Source organism: Pandoraea pnomenusa (assembly GCF_040391475.1).
GTDB lineage: Bacteria > Pseudomonadota > Gammaproteobacteria > Burkholderiales > Burkholderiaceae > Pandoraea > Pandoraea pnomenusa_C.
In genome coordinates this window covers 67321-86151 of sequence record NZ_JBEBXS010000011.1, presented here as the reverse complement: position 1 = coordinate 86151, position 18831 = coordinate 67321, and the positions used below count along the sequence as shown (strand labels likewise).

Annotated in this window: 18 protein-coding genes; 1 reads left to right on the top strand and 17 read right to left on the bottom strand. The window is 62.9% G+C overall.

The genetic code is table 11. The features are described 5' to 3' along the window. Positions 1 to 20: 20 nt before the first annotated feature. The 9 genes from rpoS to ABWO90_RS13640 form a co-directional block, all read right to left on the bottom strand. Positions 21 to 1106 carry an RNA polymerase sigma factor RpoS gene (rpoS, locus tag ABWO90_RS13680; protein WP_353191779.1) on the bottom strand — a complete coding sequence of 362 codons (1086 nt, stop codon included), beginning with the start codon at positions 1104 to 1106 and terminating at the stop codon, positions 21 to 23. 15 nt (positions 1107 to 1121) lie between these two features. Continuing rightward, positions 1122 to 1901 carry a peptidoglycan DD-metalloendopeptidase family protein gene (locus tag ABWO90_RS13675; protein ID WP_353191848.1) on the bottom strand — a complete coding sequence of 260 codons (780 nt, stop codon included), beginning with the start codon at positions 1899 to 1901 and terminating at the stop codon, positions 1122 to 1124. Between the two features lie 76 nt (positions 1902 to 1977). After that, positions 1978 to 3159, bottom strand: a complete 1182-nt coding sequence (locus ABWO90_RS13670) for a protein-L-isoaspartate(D-aspartate) O-methyltransferase (protein ID WP_353191778.1) — start codon at positions 3157 to 3159, stop codon at positions 1978 to 1980. Continuing rightward, the gene (surE, locus tag ABWO90_RS13665) at positions 3156 to 3917 is read right to left on the bottom strand and encodes a 5'/3'-nucleotidase SurE (protein ID WP_353191777.1); all 762 of its coding nucleotides are present in this window, start codon (positions 3915 to 3917) and stop codon (positions 3156 to 3158) included. Before surE ends, ABWO90_RS13670 begins: the two co-directional genes overlap by 4 nt. A 93-nt stretch (positions 3918 to 4010) precedes the next feature. Next, complete coding sequence (locus ABWO90_RS13660; RefSeq protein WP_353191776.1) at positions 4011 to 4829, bottom strand: ABC transporter permease; 819 nt, start codon at positions 4827 to 4829, stop codon at positions 4011 to 4013. Between the two features lie 153 nt (positions 4830 to 4982). After that, complete coding sequence (locus ABWO90_RS13655) at positions 4983 to 5795, bottom strand: ABC transporter ATP-binding protein (protein WP_353191775.1); 813 nt, start codon at positions 5793 to 5795, stop codon at positions 4983 to 4985. Continuing rightward, complete coding sequence (locus ABWO90_RS13650) at positions 5795 to 6826, bottom strand: ABC transporter substrate-binding protein (RefSeq protein ID WP_502922608.1); 1032 nt, start codon at positions 6824 to 6826, stop codon at positions 5795 to 5797. The genes ABWO90_RS13655 and ABWO90_RS13650 overlap by 1 nt, the downstream gene beginning before the upstream one ends. Before the next feature lie 114 nt (positions 6827 to 6940). Next, positions 6941 to 8242, bottom strand: coding sequence for a CaiB/BaiF CoA transferase family protein (locus ABWO90_RS13645; RefSeq protein WP_353191774.1), 1302 nt, complete (start codon positions 8240 to 8242; stop codon positions 6941 to 6943). Positions 8243 to 8544: 302 nt separating this feature from the next. Continuing rightward, positions 8545 to 9270 carry a response regulator transcription factor gene (locus ABWO90_RS13640; RefSeq protein WP_353191773.1) on the bottom strand — a complete coding sequence of 242 codons (726 nt, stop codon included), beginning with the start codon at positions 9268 to 9270 and terminating at the stop codon, positions 8545 to 8547. Between the two features lie 388 nt (positions 9271 to 9658). Here ABWO90_RS13640 and ABWO90_RS13635 point away from each other — a divergent pair, with 388 nt between their 5' ends. Further along, positions 9659 to 10084, top strand: coding sequence for a hypothetical protein (locus tag ABWO90_RS13635; RefSeq protein ID WP_353191772.1), 426 nt, complete (start codon positions 9659 to 9661; stop codon positions 10082 to 10084). Between the two features lie 160 nt (positions 10085 to 10244). On the opposite strand, the gene ABWO90_RS13630 is transcribed toward ABWO90_RS13635, so the two are convergent. The 8 genes from ABWO90_RS13630 to ABWO90_RS13595 all read right to left on the bottom strand — a co-directional run bounded on the left by ABWO90_RS13630 (position 10245) and on the right by ABWO90_RS13595 (position 18733). Then, on the bottom strand, positions 10245 to 11576 hold the full coding sequence (locus ABWO90_RS13630; RefSeq protein WP_353191771.1) for a hypothetical protein: 1332 nt from the start codon (positions 11574 to 11576) through the stop codon (positions 10245 to 10247). 386 nt (positions 11577 to 11962) lie between these two features. After that, positions 11963 to 12730, bottom strand: a complete 768-nt coding sequence (locus ABWO90_RS13625) for a hypothetical protein (protein ID WP_353191770.1) — start codon at positions 12728 to 12730, stop codon at positions 11963 to 11965. A gap of 12 nt (positions 12731 to 12742) precedes the next feature. After that, on the bottom strand, positions 12743 to 13453 hold the full coding sequence (locus ABWO90_RS13620; protein WP_353191769.1) for a C39 family peptidase: 711 nt from the start codon (positions 13451 to 13453) through the stop codon (positions 12743 to 12745). 51 nt (positions 13454 to 13504) lie between these two features. Continuing rightward, a complete protein-coding gene (locus ABWO90_RS13615; RefSeq protein ID WP_353191768.1) occupies positions 13505 to 14887 on the bottom strand; it encodes a FapB/FapC family functional amyloid domain-containing protein in 1383 nt (460 codons plus the stop codon). Between the two features lie 30 nt (positions 14888 to 14917). After that, the gene (locus ABWO90_RS13610; RefSeq protein ID WP_353191767.1) at positions 14918 to 15568 is read right to left on the bottom strand and encodes a FapB/FapC family functional amyloid domain-containing protein; all 651 of its coding nucleotides are present in this window, start codon (positions 15566 to 15568) and stop codon (positions 14918 to 14920) included. Beyond that, positions 15565 to 16089: a FapA family amyloid fibril periplasmic chaperone gene (locus tag ABWO90_RS13605; protein WP_353191766.1), complete on the bottom strand. Its 525-nt coding sequence runs from the start codon at positions 16087 to 16089 to the stop codon at positions 15565 to 15567. Before ABWO90_RS13605 ends, ABWO90_RS13610 begins: the two co-directional genes overlap by 4 nt. 5 nt (positions 16090 to 16094) lie before the next feature. After that, a complete protein-coding gene (locus ABWO90_RS13600; RefSeq protein WP_353191765.1) occupies positions 16095 to 16646 on the bottom strand; it encodes a hypothetical protein in 552 nt (183 codons plus the stop codon). Positions 16647 to 17374: 728 nt separating this feature from the next. Then, positions 17375 to 18733, bottom strand: coding sequence for a sigma-54 dependent transcriptional regulator (locus tag ABWO90_RS13595; protein WP_353191764.1), 1359 nt, complete (start codon positions 18731 to 18733; stop codon positions 17375 to 17377). Between the last annotated feature and the right edge of the window lie 98 nt (positions 18734 to 18831).

Genomic DNA, 18831 nt, shown 5'->3' with positions numbered 1-18831 from the left:
GACGGCCGCCGAGCGCGCGCTCAGAGCACGGCGTCCTTGCGCACGCCGTTCGACGCGAAATAGCGCTTGAGCTTGACGAGTGCCTCTTGCTGAATCTGACGCACACGCTCGCGGGTCAGACCCATTTCGTCCGCCAGTTCCTCGAGCGTCGCCGGCTCCACGCGATTGAGCCCGAAGCGGCGCTCGATCACGTAACGATGCTTGGTCGACAGTCGCGAGAGCCACAGGCGCATCAGGTCTTCCAGCTCGCGGTGCTGGACTTCCTGCTCCGGCGCCTCGCTATGATCGTCGGACAACAGATCGAGCAGGCTGCTGCCCGGATCGATTTCCAGCGGCGCGTCCAGCGACGCGACATGCTCATTGAGCGCGAGGATATCCGTGATCTCTTCCGGTGTCTTGCCGGTGAGATCGGCGATATCGTCGATGCTCGCATCACGCCGCTCACCGCCGTCGACATACGCAGCACTCTTTTCCAGATGGCGCTTGGCGCGCAGCACCTGATTGAGTTCGCGAATCACGTGCACCGGCAAACGCACGGTGCGCGCCTGATTCATGATGGCCCGCTCGATACTCTGACGAATCCACCACGTTGCATACGTCGAGAAGCGGAAGCCGCGCCCCGGATCGAACTTTTCGATGGCGTGCATCAGGCCGAGATTACCCTCCTCGATCAGATCGAGCAGCGGCACACCTCGATTGAGGTAGCCCTTGGCAATGCTCACGACCAAACGCAGGTTGCGCTCGATCATCACCTGACGCGCGGCAAACTCACCGGCTTGCGCGCGCGTCGAGTAATCGAGTTCTTCCGCCGGAGTCAACAGCGGTTTGGCACTGATGCGATTGAGGTAGTGCTGTACGGTGTCGGCCGTGAGTTCGGCCTGCAGCACGGTGCCGAAGTCGTCGGCGTCGGCGGACTTGCGCTTGCGTCCGGTGCTGCCCGCTTCTGCGGCATCGGACGGCGAGGCGTCGTCATCCTCCGCCTCGCGCTCGTCGAAAGCGTCGTCCACGTCCTCTTCCTGCCGGGATTGCCGATCGTCGACCTCCTGATCGAGCTCCGGGGCAGCGAGGTCTTCCTCTTGCGAAGTACGACGCTTTCTTTTGAGCATTCGGCCCTGCCTAGTTTATTGAGGCGGCAAATACTTCATCGGATCCACAGGTTTGCCGTCCTTGCGCACCTCGAAATGCAGCATGACACGGTCTGCATCGGAGTTGCCCATTTCGGCGATTTGCTGACCCCGCGTAACGGAGTCGCCTTCCTTGACCAACAGTTTGCGGTTGTGCGCATACGCCGTCAAGAAGGTGGCGTCGTGTTTGATGATGACGAGGTTGCCATAACCGCGCAGGCCGGCACCCGAGTACACCACCTTACCCGCGCCTGCCGCATAGACCGGTGCGCCGGCATCGGCGGAAATATTGAGTCCCTTGTTTTTCGAATCATCGAAACGGCCGACGACAGCACCCTTGGCAGGCCAGGAGAGCTGCAGGTCACCACTCGAGACTGCCGTGGGGGCCGACGAACTGGCCGGCGGCGGCACAACGGCCGGCGGCACCGAGGCGGCATTGTTCGTGGACGGCGGCACGCTTGCGGCCGGCGGCGGCAGCGGCGTGCCGGTGTCGCCCGCAGGCGGCTTCACGCGCAGCACCTGACCGACTTCGATCTGGTCCGGATTCTGGATGTTGTTCCACCGCGCGATATCCCGGTAGTTCTGACCGTTCTCCAGCGCGATGCGATACAGGCGATCGCCCGGTTTGACGCGGTAATAGCCCGCCGGCACCGGCGTGTTGTCGATGACAGGCGCCGCGCCCGGCACGGTGCTGTCGGTCGTCGTACCGCCTACGGTACGGTCGACGACCGGCGCCCCCACTTGTCGCGATGCGCATGCTGCCAGCATGCTCAGCATCAGGACACTGGCGACGCGCTGTTGAAAACCCGCTCGCAAATTCACTCAAATCCTCCGCAGAATAGGCCCGACGGGCTTAAATGATGCCCGATTTTAAGGGGACGAATAACACCCTATCAAGCTGCGTCTCGCGCCATTGGCGCGCACCGATGCGCTCGATGAGGGTCAAAATCTGTTGCTCACCGCCCACCGGGGCGACGAGACGCGCCCCTACGGCAAGCTGATCGACCAGCGCGTCCGGAATTTCCAGCCCGGCCGCAGCGATCACAATGCCGTCGAAAGGCGCGACGGCGGGCAACCCGAGCCGCCCGTCGCCGTAATGCAACCGAATGTTGGGCACGCGCAAAGGCCGCAAATTGGCCTTGGCCCGTTCATGTAACGGACGAACCCGCTCAATGGAATACACGTCACGCGCCACACACGACAACACGGCCGCCTGATAGCCGCAACCGGTGCCGATTTCGAGCACCTTGTCCAGCGGACGACCGCCCGCGAGCAGTAGCTCGATCATGCGCCCGACCACCGATGGCTTCGAGATCGTCTGTCCATGACCGATCGGCAGTGCAGCGTCTTCATAGGCCTGATTGGCCAGCGCAGCGTCGACAAAACCGTGACGCGGCACCGTGGCCAGCGCCGCCAGCACACCCGCGTGTTTGACGCCCGACGCAGCAACCCGTTCAGCCATACGTGCGCGCACGCGCTCGGAGGTCAGCCCCATGTCGTCCGACACGCTCGACGCCACGACCGGACGCCCACGCCCGGTAGCGCCTGACGAAACCTTTGTCCCCACAGCACTTCGTACCGCGCTCGCTGCCCCCGCGCCGCCAATCACGCCACCCTTGTGTGCCCCTGCGGCCGCCCCCGTCACTTTGACGGCAGGCCGGAGCGTCGCTTTCACGGCATGCGGCGCCGGCTGCGCATGAGGCGCCGATGCGGGACGTGCCAGCCCCTTCGGGACAACGGGGTGCGGTGTCTGCACACCGCCAGGTCGGGCGGACGCGCCTGCCATCGGCGTCGATGCCGCGCGGGGCCCGGTGCGTGCGTTCTGCTGTTGCGCCGAAGCGGCACTCCCTGTCGCGCCCTGCACCGACGGTTTCGCATTGCCTTGCGTGCCGGACGCGGTATTGCGCGTCATGGCGGCGGGCGGCGCGCCGGCGGGACTGGCCCGCGAGGCCTTGTCGAGCACGGGCGCTTTACGCTGCCGGCGCGTCATCACTTCGGCCAGAGGGAGAGGAAAACGCTTCGGCGGTGTCGTCATCGTTGGGCCACCCCTGCGCTGGCCAGCCAGTCATGCACGACACCAAGTCGTGCGGTATGCGTGAGATCCAGTTGCAAGGGGGTGACCGAGACGTAATCGTGCGCCACGGCATGGAAATCGGTGCCTTCGCTGCTGTCGCGCGCGTCGCCGGCCGGACCGATCCAGTAAATCGTATCGCCGCGCGGGTTCATCTGACGAACCACCGGCTGCGATTGATGTCGTTTTCCGAGACGCGTCGCAAGGGCACCCTTGAGACGGTCGTACGGAAGATTGGGAATATTGACGTTCAACAGGAAGGGGGCTCCCAGCGGACGCTCCATATAGCGTTCGACGATTTCACGCGCCACACGGGCTGCGCTGTCGAGGTGGTCCCACCCTTTGTTGACCTGCGAAAACGCGAACGACGGAATGCCGAAGAGAAAGCCCTCGGTAGCCGCGGCCACGGTACCGGAGTACAGCGTGTCCTCGCCCATGTTCTGGCCGTTGTTGATGCCGGAGACAACAATATCCGGACGCGTGTCGAGCAGCCCGGTGAGCGCTACGTGAACACAGTCGGTCGGCGTACCGTTGATGAATGTAAAGTCGTTCGGCGCCTTGAAAACCGAAAGCGGCCGTTGCAGGGTCAGAGAATTGGACGCACCGCTACAGTTCTGTTCGGGCGCCACCACGGTAATGTCGCCAAGCGGTAGAAGCGCTTCGTAGAGCGCGGCCAGACCTGGCGCCTGATACCCATCGTCGTTGCTGAGCAGGATTCGCATGCGGCAATTGTAACCGAGGAAAGGTACCCGGATATGACGCCATCGCGGCATCGGTCGCATCACCGCGACCGGCCGCATATCGATTCCTGACGACTACATCTTTTCGGTTTCGCCGGCCTGCGGCTGCCAGACGAGCAGACGTCGCTCGACCACGCCGACCAGTCCGTCGAGGATCAGGGCGAACGCCGTGAGGATCAGCACCCCGGCAATCACCGCGTTGATATCGAACGTACCTTCGGCCTGCAAAATCAGGTAACCGACACCTCGCGACGAGCCGAGGTACTCGCCCACCACGGCGCCGACGAACGCGAGCCCCACCGAATTGTGCAGACTGGAAAACACCCAGCTCGTGGCACTCGGCAGATACACCCGGCGCAGCAACTGGCGCTGGTTCGCGCCCAACATGCGCGCATTGGCAAGCACGACCGGGCTGACTTCCTTCACGCCCTGGTAGACGTTGAAGAACACGATGAAGAACACCAGCGTCACGCCCAGCGCGACCTTCGACCAGATACCGAGGCCGAACCACACCCCGAAGATCGGCGCGAGAATCACGCGAGGCATCGAGTTGGCCGCCTTGATGTACGGATCGAACAGCGCACCGGCGCTCGGCGCGAGCGCCAGCCAGAGTCCCACGGCGAGTCCGAATACGGTGCCGATGACGAAGGCGAGGACTGTCTCGAGCAATGTGACGCCCAGATGAAGATAGATCTCTCCACTGGCGAACCATTGCCAGATCTGGAGCAGCACCTTCTGGGGCTCGCCGAAGAAGAAGGCAGCCTTGTCGGGACTGTCGAAATAGAACGCAGGCAGCACCGTCGGGCTCGTGAGCACGTACCAGACGAGAAAACCTGCCACCAGCAGCAGCCATTGCCACAAACGCAAGTGCCGCATGACCGAAAGATTACGCATGACGAACGGATTCCGGGAATATCAGACGAGGGGTCAGACAAGCCAATCGAAAAAGCCAAAGCCATCCGGCAAATCGAACCAGTCCATCCAATCGAACCAGCGCGTCCAACCGCACGCACTCATCAGAAAACCAGCGACTTGGCCCATGCCGATTCAGACCGCCTTCAATTGTTGGGTGTAACCCTTGAGCACTTCCTCGCGAAGCACATCCCAGATCTGGGCGTGCAGCTCGGTAAAGCGTGGATGGTTCCGAATCTCTGCCACATCGCGCGGACGCGGCAGATCGATCCGGAACTCCCCGATCGGGTGAGTCCCCGGCCCGGCCGCGAGCACCACGACCCGGTCGGACAACGCAATCGCTTCGTCCAGATCGTGCGTGATGAACAGCACCGCGCGACGCTTGGCGGCCCACAGCTCGAGCAACTCGTTCTCCATCAACTGACGTGTCTGGATATCGAGCGCCGAAAACGGCTCGTCCATCAGGATGATGTCGGGATCGAGGATCAGCGTCTGCGCCATAGCCACACGCTTTCGCATGCCGCCCGACAGTTGATGCGGATAGCGATCGCCGAATCCGCCCAGGCCCACACGCTTGAGCCACTCATTTCCGCGTGCCTGCGCCTCCTCGGCCGGTACGCCGCGAAACTCGAGCCCGGCGATCACGTTGTCGAGGGCGTTGCGCCAGGGCATCAGCGCTTCGGCCTGAAACATGTAGCCGGCACGCGAATTGATGCCCTTGAGCGGCTCGCCGAACACCTTGACGGTGCCCGACGAGGGTGTCAGCAGTCCAGCGGCGACATTCAGCAACGTCGACTTGCCGCACCCGGTCGGCCCCACGACCGAGACGAACTCGCCCGGCGCAATGTCGAGCGTGGTGTCGGCGACGGCCGTGTATCGCTTGCTGCGGTCGTCGCGCGAGACGAACGTACAGGTAATGCTGTCGAAACTCAGAGCCGGCGCTGTCATCATTTGTACTTGGCGCCGGCCTTCTTCGCGAACTCGTTCGTGTACGTCTTCGACAGGTCGATCGACTTGCCCTTCACCGTTTCGTCGAACGCCTGCAACGTGCGCAGTGCGGTCGCCGGGCCGTCGGCCGGAATCAGGCCGTCCGGCGAAATGGCTTCCTTCACGCGACTCCACGCGTCGAGATACAGCGCACGATCGCCGAGCAGGTAAGCATCCGGCACCGTCTTGATGAGGTCCGACGGTCCGGCCGTTTGCAGCCAGCGCAACGCGCGCACCATCGCATTGGTCAGCGCCTGCGTGGTGTTCGGATTCTTCTGGATGAACGATTCGTTCGTGTAGAGGCACCCTGCCGGCATGTTGCCGCCGAACACCGCCACCGTTTCCTTGAGCGTGCGCGTGTCGGAAATCACACGAATTTCCTTGTCGCGCTCCAGCATGGTGATGACCGGGTCCAGGTTGACGATCGCGTCGATGTTGCCCGAGCGAATGGCCGCGAGTGCGCCCGACGATGCGCCGACACCGACGAAGGCGACTTCATTGGGTTTGACGCCGCCCTTGGCGAGCACGAAGTTCGCCATGATGTTCGTGGACGATCCGGGTGCCGTGACACCGATCTTCTTGCCACGCAGATCGGCCACCGACTTGAAGTTCGGCATGGTCTTGTTCGATACGCCGAACACGATCTGCGGCGCACGCCCCTGCAGCACGAACGCGCGAATGAACTGGTTCTTCGCCTGCAGCAAAATCGTATGCTCGTAGGCGCCGGAAACGACATCGGCGCTACCACCGACCAGGGCTTGTAGCGCCTTCGAACCGCCGGCGAAGTCCGAGATCTCGACGTCGAGGCCCTCGTCCTTGAAGTAGTTCAGCCGCTCGGCGATCGTGAGCGGCAGGTAGTAGAACAGATTCTTGCCGCCGACAGCGATGGCGATCTTGGTCTTTTCCAGCTTGCTTTGCGCGAAGCCGGGGCGCATGCCTGCGCCGATCAGGCCCGTGGCGGCCAGGGCCGTGACGAATTGACGTCGTTGCATAGTGTTGTTGTCTCCGTGGTTGCAGCGTTCTTTCTTGGTATGACGTGCTTTTTTCATGGGGCGCGGTCGGCGCCGTGCCCCGGGTACTACCTATCTGGCTTGCGACGTATCGGCTCAGATGACGCCGTTCTCGCGCAGCACCTTGATTTGCCCGGCATCATAACCCAGTTGCCCGAGCACTTCGTCGGTGTGCGCCCCCAGTTCCGGGCCGAGCCACTGCGTCTGCCCCGGCGTGTCCGACAGCTTGGGCGTGATGTTGGGCAGGTCGATGGGCGTGCCGTCGGGGAAGGTGTGGCGCTGGATCATCTGGCGCGCAATGAACTGCGGATCCTTGAACATGTCGGCCACCGTGTAGATGCGACTCGCCGGGACGTCAGCACCCTGCAGTACGACAAGGGCTTCGTCGATCGGACGTGTGCGTGCCCAGTTGCCGATGGCCTCGTCGATCTCGGCGGTGCGTGGCACGCGGCCGTCGTTGTGCGCCAACCCCGGGTCCTCTGCCAGATCGGCTCGGCCGATGGCGTGCATCAACCGCTTGAAGATCGGGTCGCTGTTGCCGCCGACGACGATCATCCCGTCCGCGCAAGCGTAGGTGTTCGACGGCACGATGCCCGGCAACGACGCGCCCGTGCGCTCGCGGACCATGCCCGCCACGCTGTACTCGGGCACCACACTCTCCATGAGGTTGAACACCGCTTCGTATAGCGCGACGTCCACGACCTGCCCCCGCCCACCGTTCACATTCCGGTGATGCAGCGCCATCATGGCGCCGATGACGCCATGCAGCGCCGCGATGGAATCACCAATGGAGATGCCGATTCGCGGCGGCGGCAGATCGGGGTATCCGGTGATATGCCGCAGCCCGCCCATCGATTCGGCAATGGCGCCGAAGCCCGGCCGGTCGCGGTACGGCCCGGTCTGCCCATAGCCCGAGAGACGCACCATCACAAGCCCGGGATTCAATGCCGACAACTGCTCGTAGCCGAGTCCGAAACGCTCGAGCAAACCGGGGCGGAAATTCTCGACCACGATGTCCGCCTGCGCCACGAGCTTGCGCACGATCTCCTGCCCTTCGGGCGACTTGAGGTTGATCGTGACGGACTTCTTGTTACGTGCCTGCACCGCCCACCAGAGCGACGTGCCGCCGGCGTCCGGATGCAGCTTGCGCCACTTGCGCAGCGGATCGCCGTGCTGCGGATCCTCGATCTTGATGACTTCCGCACCGAACTCGCCGAGCATGCGCGCAGCAAACGGCCCGGCGATGAGCGTGCCCAGTTCGAGCACCTTCACCCCGGCAAGCGCACCGCGCGCCGGCAAGCCTGCGGCGCCGCTCGCATGCGATGCAGAACCGGTGTCGGATGCGGAGGATGCGGAGGATGCGGAGGAGGAAGATGAGGCGCCACCAGAAGACGACATGGCATTCGCGGCGGAATCTTGCGGCGAGGCGGATGCTTGCGAATTGCGCGGCATTGACGACGAAGACGACGTGGACGACTTGGACAACGCGTGGACTCCTGTGCCCCGTCGACGGCCATCGCCGTCGACTTCGAAGCGCGCTGCGAGAGCGACGCCTGTAAAAAATTGGCAAATGAAGTTCGTATAGTAATTCGACACCCGGCGATCGGCCAACACCCCACACGCGAACCCGGAATGTTCCGAAGCCAATCGACTCGGATTCCTGGTCGAGATCAATACCGACGGCCTTGCGCGCCACGCGATCAGGTTTCGAACAGATGCCGAGCGCCACGCTGCGCCGCAATATAGATGGCCTCACCGCGGTTGCGCGCGCCAAGTCGGCGGTACAACGCCGACACATGGGTCTTCGCCGTGCCTTCGGAGATCACCAATTGCTGACAGATGGTTTTGATAGATAAACCACGCGAGAGCAGCGCCAGGATTTCGTACTGCCGCTGGGAGATACCCAGGAGTGCCGACTCGGCCAGTTGCGTTGCCTTATCGCCGCCCAACGGAAACACGGGCAGGCGCGACAGCGGCAACGCTTCGCCCAACGCCTCCTGTCGCCACAGCACCAGCAAGGCCGAAAGGGCTTCCTCCGGTACGAACCGTCCGCCGGAGAACGCCAGGTCGAAGACCGACCGGATGCGCGCGACCGAGTTCGGCCACGGCAGGCAAGCGGCGACACCGGCTTGCAGCCAGCGAATGATCTCGTCGGGAAAACCCGCATCGCCGATCACGATGACCGGCACCGGCGGCGCACATTCGCTCGCCATCGAACACAGGATGTCGACGGCGGGGGTACGCGCTACGGATTCGTCGAGGACGAGCGCGCGACGCGAAGGCAATTCGCGCAGCCAGATCCAGTCCTGCGTCGACACGCTCTGCACGTGCCGCAAGACCGGCGGTGTCGCGTCTGCTTCGGTTTGCAGCGCGACTTGCAGGCCGCCCAGCCAGGGGGCAGCCTCACTCACGACCAGCACACGCATGGTTTCCCCTGTCTTTCCGGTCAGCACCCCCGCGCCGCCGCCCCGATTTTTTTCACGCCCGATACATTTTTCCGCCGGACCCACGCATGTTGCAAACATGTCTCTGCCGGGACGAAAACCGAAGAAATCCTCCAGCGATCGTCATGGATAACGCATCAGACGTCACCTCGCTTTCAAAGCAGTTTATGCGCGAAGCCCGCGCCGGTGCGAGTCTGCTGCCCCGGGAGGCTTACCAATGTTGCCTCTGCGCGACAAACCGCAATCTGCGTAAATTATTTACTCAAAGCCGAATGATTCCGCTATTACTTTTTCCCCTTTTCTTTCTCAAATTGCGCAATAAAATACAGAGAGTCTGAGGGGACAGTCTGTGGAGGCCGGGGGGCATGCCATGTTGAGAATCAACGTCAAAACGACGCGCAGCGCCATGTTCTGCGTGGCCGCCGCGTGCTTCGCAGGCAGCGCGCAAGCCGACATCATCGGCATTGGCGTGCCGAATGCCGCAGTGAGCGACGCCTTGCTCGCCACCACTCAGGCCGCGAACCTGCAGCGCAGCCTCGTCACCAACCTCTCCGGTACCGCACCCGCCGCGATCGCACCCGTCAACTCGACGGTGACCACCGCCAACAACGTGCGCCTGTGGGACGAAGTCATTCCTCCCGCTCCGGCGCCCAAGCCGACACAGGCATCGACGACCTCGCCCGGCCAGCCGCGCACGACATTCGCCGTCGCGCAATATCCTGCGCCATCCCTGTCGTCCGGCATGCAAACGATCAGCCTGAAGGTCAACGCCAGCACTGTGCGTATCGGCCGCTAGGCCACCAGGCCACTAGGCCACTAAGCCTCGCAACACCACCGCATCGCACCCACGCCCTGCTCGTACCGATCAAGCGCTGCGCGCCCCCGCTCACGGGCGGGCGCGCAGGATCACGCAAGCACTTCAAACATCGCTTTCCAGCTCACACGCCATCACACGATCAGAACGTGTACGGGAAGCGCACGCCGATCACATAGTTCGGCGCATCCGGCGACATGCCGGCATTCACGTAACCGTTGACCGTCCAGTGTCTGTTGATGGCGTAGTTGATACCGAAGTTGAGCGATGCCGCGTTCGTCGTACTGCCTGCCACCGTGGTCCACGGACCGCCCGGCGTGGCGGTCTTGGTCGCACGCGAAATTGCCGTCGAGTATGAGATCGACAGTGCCGTCTTGTCGTTGAGCGCCAGCGCCATCCCCGCGCCAACCTGCACGATATCGCCCAGCTTGACCTTCGCCGGCTGCGTGGTGCCCTCGATCGTCGAGATGTCGTCGAACGTGCGCGCCACGTTATACGTATAAGCGACGTTGGCGAACAGCACGATCGGGTCGTAGGTGCGCAGGAACGACATGCCCGCCGTGATCGCCCAGATTCCGTTACCCGTGGGCAGTCGCGACGGCGTCGTCAGGTTGTTGTTGGTCGGGTCGGGCGTGCCAAGCTTGATACCGAACGGCGAGGTACCGGTCGGCGCCGTCACGCGCAATGACGCTACGATGTCCGGCCAGTTCGCGTTCTCCTTGACGATCTGGTAATACAACGACGCATTCACGTCGCCGATGTTCGCCGAATTCTTGCTGATGTCGCTGATCGACGATGCGGCGCCGCCCACCCCACCGGAGATGAAGTCCGAGTTGCGGTAGAGATACGGCACGTCGAACGCCACGCTCAATCGATCGTTGATGCCGTAGCGCGTGTTGACGTCGAACGTCCACACGTTGGCCTTGGTCTGACCGAGGTTCAATTGACCGAGGAAGATGGCGTCGAGTGCGAGAAAGCCGCTCAACACAAGCTGACGCCGGTCGTAATAGCTGTAGCTGATACCGGCATCGATGGTGAGCTTGCGATCGAACAGCGGCGCGTGCTGCGCCTGCACGACGGCCTCTTCGGCCGGCGTGCGCTGCGAGTCGCTCTCGCTCTTTTGCATCTGCTGCGTCTCGCCGATCGGCGTGGCGGAGGTCGGACCGGCGGCGCCGGCAGAGCCGCCTCCCGGCGTGCCGGCGGACCCTGCCGCCGAACCGTCGCCGGGCGACACCTGCGCAATCTGCGCGGTGTCCCACGCGGTGAGACCGCGTCCGCGTTGCGCCATTTCGATGTCGGTAAGGCGCTGCTTGAGAGAAGAAATTTCCCGCTGCTGCCGGTCGACCATATCCATCAACATCTGGAGACGGTCATCCGGCGATGGGTTCGTATGCTCCTGAGCCTGGGCCGATAGCGTGAAAAGCAGTACCCCCAACGGAATAGCGGCAACGGGAAAAAAGCGGTGAGTGTTCATGGTTCCCCCCCGGGTAAAAAGGCGGACAGGTGTCCGCGCGCAATCCAACCAACACGTACTTCCGACGACGGTTGTCCTTGGTACTCGACTGCGGAGTGATGCGTGCGAAACCCGTTGCCATGACCATCGGCGCCTGCTGCCCGGGCTCTGCCGACATCACCTTCTTGTACGCCGCAGAGGCTCTGCGGCGGCGCCCCACTTCTAGTTTTCATGGCGCCCGGCGGCGGCTTGATTCAATACGTTCGACGCCCCCACCGGACACTGCTGCCGGCGCCGCCCCGAAGTTGCATTGCGGCACGGCGCCGTCACTTCACTTGCTCTTCACCTGACGTTCACTAACCAATGAAACGCGAAACACGAAACTCGAGAGGCTCACGCCCATCGGATCAGCGGCGAATCGCCACCATGTTCGCCAGCGCGCCCTGCACGCCCGCCTGACGCAACGCGGCCGCCGTGATCGGATTCGACTGCAGGTTGAGTTGCAGCGTATTCATGACCTGCTGCGCGTTACCCGCGACCTGCACGACCTGCATGATCTGATTCATGGCCGTTCCGGCACCGCCTGCGATGCTCTGCGCCAGATTCCCGTTCGGCGTGTTGAGCGTGATCTGCATGCCCGCCGTCGAAATCGCCACGCTCGCGTTCAGATTGCCCAACGTGGTTTGCGAACTATTCGCGCCCTGCCCGCTGACCGGTATCAGCGAAGCAATCGACACGCCGGGAGCGTACTGAATGATGGCCTTATTCAAGGCATTGTTTGCATCTCCCGCAACTTGCGTAACTTGCGCGACGCCGTTGACGAGCACACTCGCGCCGCCGGTCACCACCTGCGTCACAGGCGTGGTGGCGTTGACAATGCCGGGGATGATGCCGGTCGCGGCACCGGTCTGTATCTGGTAGCCGGTTCCGCTCGAATTCTGATTCACGCCGAGCACGCCGGTGGCCATCAGGCTCGCACCGGTGGGCATCTGCCATTGCGACTGCATGACGAGCTGGAAGCCCGTGATCATGTTCTGCTGTGCGTACTTGCCGGTCGCGTGTGAGAGCACTTCATCGCTCACAGGCTGCCAGCTCTCCGGCACCACGCTGGATGCGAACGCCGGCACGGCACTCGCAAGCAACGGGATAGCCAGCATCGGGACGTATCGGTTCATGATGATCTGGTCTCAAAACAGGTCCGCCCGGATGAGGCCGAAGTCCACCATCGGGGTCGGTGACGTCCCGGTCGCCAAGGCGCTGTCGCGCAGCTTGACCGCCAGGGATTCGTTTCCTTTGAGCAGCGGTGAATCCTCCAGAAACGGCTTGCCGATGACCGCCAACACCAAGCCGTTCCACTGCTTGGCAAAATCGGCCTGCTCGATGATGCGATTGCCCAGCGCCGGATCCGACACGAACACGCGTCCGTCCTTCGCTGCCTTGATGACCACAAAGTGCTGATAGCCGTTGACGTCGATGAGCGCGATGACCGGGATCTTCAGGTCGTAAAGCGCGTTCACGTCAACTTTGAATCCGCGGCCCTCGAGTCCCAGTGTCTCCACGAATTTCTTCATGTCGAGCATCGAGAAGCCATTTTTGATGACGGTTTCCGGGTTGGAGAACGCCATCATTTTCTGGATCAATTCCGGCTCGGGAATGTCGATCCCGTAGCCATAACGCAGCAACGTTGCCAGTGCTGCAGATCCACAGCTGAAGTCGTATTCCTGCTGGACCAGATTCACGTAGTGCATCGACTTGAACGAGCGCATCTTCTTGACCGCCGGTACTCCGGTCGCAGATTCCAGGTTCACCGATGCATACTGCGCGTGCCCGGCCACGCTTGCGCACGCCAGAGCGCAAACAGTAGCGATCCTCACTGCGGCACGACGCCCATATTTCATGACACACCTCATGAAAAAACCGGTCCGGGAAACCCGGACCGGTCAGGTACATCACTTGATGGCAGAGATCGCGAGGCTGTTGGCCTGCACGTTGCCGATACCCGAAGCCACGTTCACACCGACGTTGCCGCTGGCCCAGGCGAGTGCGCCGTTGCCCAGCGAAGCGTTGGCGATGAAGTCGCCCGAGGCCTTCATACCAGCCGTCTGGTCGGTTTGTGCCGTTGCGTTCGCAGCACCGCCCTTGTAGTTGCCGACTCCGCCTTGCGAGACAGCCGCTGCCAGACCGTTTTGCTGCACGTTGCCGACACCCGATGCCACGTTCACACCCACGTTCCCGGTCGCACCGGCAAGGGCACCATCACCCACGCTGGAGTTGACATAGAACTGCGAGATGCTGGCCGAGCCCTTCGACGACTGGTTCGCGAACACCTGGGCCGAGGCATACACCGGCTGGGCGTTGAGCGAAGCGATCGCGACGTTGTTGGCCTGCGCGTTGTCGGCACCTGCGGCCACGTTCACGCCGATGTTGCCGTTGGCGTTAGCCAGAGCGCCGCCACCGAGCGTTGCACCCATCGTCTGGTACTGCGCGGTGTTGAAGTGATACGTGATCGCACCCTTCGTCCACGTCGTCGCCATCATGTAGGTGTTCGAGAAGCCCCACAGAGCACCCGCGGCAATCGAGTCGCTTTCGATCGAGGCATTGCCCTGGTTCAGCACTGCGTGGAACGCTGCATCGAAGCTCTTCTGCGTGTTCAGGAAGCCGCCTGCCAGGAAGCCTGCAGCCTGTTGCGACTGCTGGCCATAGGCGTAGCCGCCCCATGCAGACCCTTCACCGGCACCGAAGTTACCCACCAGATAGCCGCCGAAGATCGCACCACCGAGCGGGGGCAGCGGGATGATGCCGCCACCGATGATGCCTCCCCCGCCAGCGATGTTGGCGTATTGATACCCGCCGCCGGCGACGAAGCCGCCCGAACCCGAGCTCGACTGTCCGGCCACATAACCCGCGCCCGCCTGGAAGGACTGGTTCGTGTTGAGGTGACCATTGGCCGACGCATTGACCCACGACGTCGAATTGTCGTAGTGCGTGGTCGTCGAGCTGCCGATCAGGTAAGCGCCGCCCTGATCCTGGACCGTCGTGGTGCGCGAATCCACACCGTAGGTCACATGGCCCGTGACATAGTTGCCAAGCAGCGGGCCCTTCAGATTTGCGTGATGTACGTCGACGCTCTGATTGCTTTGCACGACCGCGTTGCCGGTGTTATCCACCGTGACGCAGCCGCGAATGCCGACCAGACCGAAAATGCCGACCAGGTTCAGAACGTTGGTCTCGTTGCCGACGAACGAGAAGCTATATTGCTGGTGATTGGGCGACGCCATGGCGGAACCCGTTGCTACCAGCAGTGCAGCCGCTGCAATTGCTTTCGTTTTCATGACCATCTCCTTGACGAGAGAGTTACCCAGTTAAAAAGATGTGCCCGCCGGGGGACGGAGCACAAAAACATTTGCGGTTACATTGCCTATCCCAGCCGACTGGTTCACTTGCACCACACCGCTCGCTCCGCGGAAGGCGTCACCGGAAATCGACGCCGTGCGGAATTGATCGTTGAGGTTGTCGCGCCCAGCCGGGCCACCCTTGGAGATCGCAGCGGATAGTGCCGTATCCGATACGCTCGCCACTCCAGACGCATCGCCGGTCACAATGACGGTCGCGTTGCGTTGAAGATTGCCGGCACCACTCGTCTGGTTGACTTGCGTCAGCCCCGAGGTGCCCGAAAATGCGTTGCCTTGAATCGCGGCGCTAGCCGCGCCGGTCGTGGATGTCACGAGTGCCTGCTGATTCGTACTCGTGGCGCCCGCCGTCACGCTGCCGCCGTTGGCGATCACTGCGCTGTTGGCCTGGGCGTTGTTCGTGCCCGCCGCCTGGTTCACACCCAGCGCCCCCGTCACGCCCACGGCCACACCGTTCTCGATGGTGGCGTGCGTGCCGGCGAGTTCGCCGTTCACGATCCAGACGTCCTGTGCCGAAGCGAAGCCTGCGAACGTTGCCAACGCACCAGCTACCGTCAGACAAACGACGCGCCGCGTGCCGCGCATTTCATGAAGTCCGTTCATCTCGCGGCTCCCGCAGCACCAAGGTTCGACAGCGGCGAGAGCGCCGAGCTGATCACCGACGGCACGAGCGTGCCGATGCTGCCAACACCACCGATGCCACCGCTCGAACCGGCGCCGAACCCACCACCGACGCCGTTGGAGGTATTCAGGCCGTTGCCGCCGCGGGCACTGCCCACGAGCACGCCCATCACCGGGTTGATGCCGGACTGCACGGCGCCCGTAACGAGACCGGCGTTGCCACGTCCCATCAGGTCGCTGTCCGTGACCTGCTTCACGGCACCCATCGCGGTATTGAACGGTCCGGTCGGGAAAGCCGGTACTGCGATCCCGATCGGGTTCTCGACACGCGGCAGTCCGCGGTACGCGATTTCAGGGCCGATGTTGCGTTCCACCACGATGTCGCCCGGGTTGGCCGGTTCGGCGATCGCCTGTCCCGCGAGCAGCACCGGAGCCAGGGCCACGGCCATCATGGCGACGGCGCGGCCGGCGAGCGCTACGGGGAGGAAATGAGTCTGGGTCATGTCGTTCACCGCGTGGTGTAAGTCACACGCGTCACCTGGACGTTATTCACGCCATTCGACAGCTGCTGCGGACGCGGCGTCGGCGCAACACCACCGGGCAGCTCGTCCCACAACGTCACGCCATTGGCGAGCGCCATGCCAGGTGACTTGACCATCGCGCCGCCCATGTTGCGGCCACGCTGGCTCCCGAGTTGTTCGTCGTCGACGCGCGCGGCTGCCATCGGCATGCCCGAAACGCCACGATCCTTACTGTCAGTGTTGGTGTCGTCGTTGCTCGCGGCGGCGGCCGGCGCAACGTCTTCCGGCACCTGAACGGCGACCGGTGCCGGAATGGCCACATCGGCATCGGAGATCGTTGCGCCCGGCAGTGCCGAGGGTGCGAACGTGGCCGGCACCATCGAGCCGGTGAGCATCGCAACCTGAACGAGCGGCGAGCGCGTGACTTCCTGCGCCTGTACCTGTGCGGCACACAGACCGAGCATCACGGCAACCGCGGCGCTCAGGGCGCCTGCACTTTGCCGTACGCGGTACTGCATTTCGGTGGTGAGAATTCGCATCGCTTTGTCCTCCTTGCCCGGACCAATAAAGCGACTTCCGTGCCACCCTCGCTAAACCATTGAAAACATTGGCATTAAATTTTTCCGCCCGCAGGCACGGTCGGGCATGTGTGCGAAAACGTTTCAGCATTGATACGTGGGGCGAAAACCACCCCGGGTGTCATTTCATCGACGCCGACCGCAAGCATTCCGAACGGCGAACGATATCGACGCGACCAGCGATGCCTCGCGCACACGCCCGGTTTACAAGGGTTTCGCGTGACAGATTTGCGGCAGATTCGGTAGGTCGGCGCGGAACGACACGGCGATGTCACGCAGGCACGCGCGATGCACGATGGCGTCCGGCGCCCGGGATGTTTCATCTTTGATGTGTCGGCCGGATGCGGCGTCGTGATCGCACCGAACGCGCTCCCGATGCGTTTGAAACGCACGACACGAGGCATCGCGGGCAGGCACGCGTGGCATCGTGCGCCGCGCTTTCTCGAATGACGAGGGAACGCAATGCGTATGACGCGCACGCTGCAGTCGAACGAGGAAAATGCCCGGAATCGCCCGTCGTTATTGGCGATGACAGAAATCGCAAACGACGAGCACGAAGGAAATCCGTGCAGGGATGCGGCGAGAGATTCGACCGGGTGCGAGGTCATCGAGCACAAAGTTCAGGACCCCAAAAAGAAACGACCACCCTGCTTGTCGCAGGGCGGCCGCTCTCTCTTCGCCAGAAGATATCAGGCCGGCACGCCCGATTCGTCACCACGCAATCCATACCGGCACATGAGCCGATACAGGGTAATGCGCGAAATGCCCAGCTCTGCAGCCACATCCGTCAGGCGATGACAGTGGCGCAGCAATGCTTGCTCGATGGCCGTTCGTTCGGCCTCCGCGCGAATTTCCTCCAGCGTGCGCACCAGCGTCGGCACCCACGGCAGCAGGTCGAGATCCTTGGCCGAAATCATGCGGCTGTCGGCCATGACGATGGCGCGGCGCACGCGGTTGATCAACTCGCGAACGTTGCCCGGCCAGTGATACTCATACATCGCCTGTACCGCGCACTGCGTAAAGCCGCGGATCTTGCGATGGTTATCGCCCTTGAAGCGTTGCAGCACGTGATGCGCAAGAATCTCGATGTCCTGGCCGCGTGCACGCAGCGGCGGCTCATCGACTCGCAGCACGCACAGGCGATGGAACAGGTCCATGCGGAAGCGACCTTCCTTGACGGCAGTCTCCAGATCGACGTGCGTGGCGGAAATGATGCGCACGTTGACCGGAATCACTTCGTGGCCGCCCAGTCGCTCGATCGCGCCCTGCTGCAGAAAGCGCAGCAGGCTCGCCTGGCTTTCGATGGGAAGATCGCCGATTTCGTCGAGGAACAACGTGCCGCCATTGGCCGACTCGACACGGCCCACCTTGCGCGCGTTGGCGCCCGTAAAGGCGCCGCGCTCGTAGCCGAATAGTTCGGACTGCATCAGATGCGGGGGAATTGCCCCGCAGTTGATCGCCACGAAAGGCCCCTTCGCCCGCAACGAACGCTCGTGAATCGCCACGGCACTGAGTTCCTTCCCGGTGCCGGATTCGCCCGAGATGAACACCGGGGCGTCGGTATTGGCGACCTTGCGGATCGTGCGGAAGAGCAACTGCATCGCCTCGCATGTGCCGACCATTTCCTGATCGCCGCCAACTTGCGGCGTGATGATCGGCACCTCGGAAAGCGACGCCATGCCCCAGGCGTGACCGATCGTATGCGCGAGCTGATCGTTCGTGCAGGGCACGTTGACGTAATCGAAGCAGTAATCGCGAATCAACCGGCGAACCGAGGTGGTCGTCAGTTGGTCGGGATTCGTTGCGGCAACCCAGCCGACGGTCGCCGGCTGCATGCAGGACTCGAATGCGCCAAGCTCACGGTCGCTATAACCGCTTGCGAGGTCAATGAGTGCTGCGCTGGTAACCCCCGGATTCAGAACGCGACCGACGTCGCTGGCGCTCTTGGCCGGCATCACCTGCCAGCCTTGCTCCCCGAGGAACGACAACAGTCCGTCGTTATGCTTTCGGGAAGCGTAAATCAGGGTGCGCCCGGTATCGTTAGCCATACCTTAACTCCCTGCCTAAGCAGTGCCCGCGCGCCTTTATCAGGCATTTAGCCCGTGAGCGCGACAGGTATACGGCCCCATGCCGCTCAGGAGTTATG

Coding starts and splice junctions, on each gene's coding strand:
- rpoS (WP_353191779.1), bottom strand. CDS start 1,106: ATGCTCAAAAGAAAGCGTCGTACTTCGCAAGAGGAAGACCTCGCTGCC.
- ABWO90_RS13675 (WP_353191848.1), bottom strand. CDS start 1,901: ATGCTGAGCATGCTGGCAGCATGCGCATCGCGACAAGTGGGGGCGCCG.
- ABWO90_RS13670 (WP_353191778.1), bottom strand. CDS start 3,159: ATGACGACACCGCCGAAGCGTTTTCCTCTCCCTCTGGCCGAAGTGATG.
- surE (WP_353191777.1), bottom strand. CDS start 3,917: ATGCGAATCCTGCTCAGCAACGACGATGGGTATCAGGCGCCAGGTCTG.
- ABWO90_RS13660 (WP_353191776.1), bottom strand. CDS start 4,829: ATGCGTAATCTTTCGGTCATGCGGCACTTGCGTTTGTGGCAATGGCTG.
- ABWO90_RS13655 (WP_353191775.1), bottom strand. CDS start 5,795: ATGACAGCGCCGGCTCTGAGTTTCGACAGCATTACCTGTACGTTCGTC.
- ABWO90_RS13650 (WP_502922608.1), bottom strand. CDS start 6,826: ATGCAACGACGTCAATTCGTCACGGCCCTGGCCGCCACGGGCCTGATC.
- ABWO90_RS13645 (WP_353191774.1), bottom strand. CDS start 8,242: ATGTCGTCTTCTGGTGGCGCCTCATCTTCCTCCTCCGCATCCTCCGCA.
- ABWO90_RS13640 (WP_353191773.1), bottom strand. CDS start 9,270: ATGCGTGTGCTGGTCGTGAGTGAGGCTGCCCCCTGGCTGGGCGGCCTG.
- ABWO90_RS13635 (WP_353191772.1), top strand. CDS start 9,659: ATGTTGAGAATCAACGTCAAAACGACGCGCAGCGCCATGTTCTGCGTG.
- ABWO90_RS13630 (WP_353191771.1), bottom strand. CDS start 11,576: ATGAACACTCACCGCTTTTTTCCCGTTGCCGCTATTCCGTTGGGGGTA.
- ABWO90_RS13625 (WP_353191770.1), bottom strand. CDS start 12,730: ATGAACCGATACGTCCCGATGCTGGCTATCCCGTTGCTTGCGAGTGCC.
- ABWO90_RS13620 (WP_353191769.1), bottom strand. CDS start 13,453: ATGAAATATGGGCGTCGTGCCGCAGTGAGGATCGCTACTGTTTGCGCT.
- ABWO90_RS13615 (WP_353191768.1), bottom strand. CDS start 14,887: ATGAAAACGAAAGCAATTGCAGCGGCTGCACTGCTGGTAGCAACGGGT.
- ABWO90_RS13610 (WP_353191767.1), bottom strand. CDS start 15,568: ATGAACGGACTTCATGAAATGCGCGGCACGCGGCGCGTCGTTTGTCTG.
- ABWO90_RS13605 (WP_353191766.1), bottom strand. CDS start 16,089: ATGACCCAGACTCATTTCCTCCCCGTAGCGCTCGCCGGCCGCGCCGTC.
- ABWO90_RS13600 (WP_353191765.1), bottom strand. CDS start 16,646: ATGCGAATTCTCACCACCGAAATGCAGTACCGCGTACGGCAAAGTGCA.
- ABWO90_RS13595 (WP_353191764.1), bottom strand. CDS start 18,733: ATGGCTAACGATACCGGGCGCACCCTGATTTACGCTTCCCGAAAGCAT.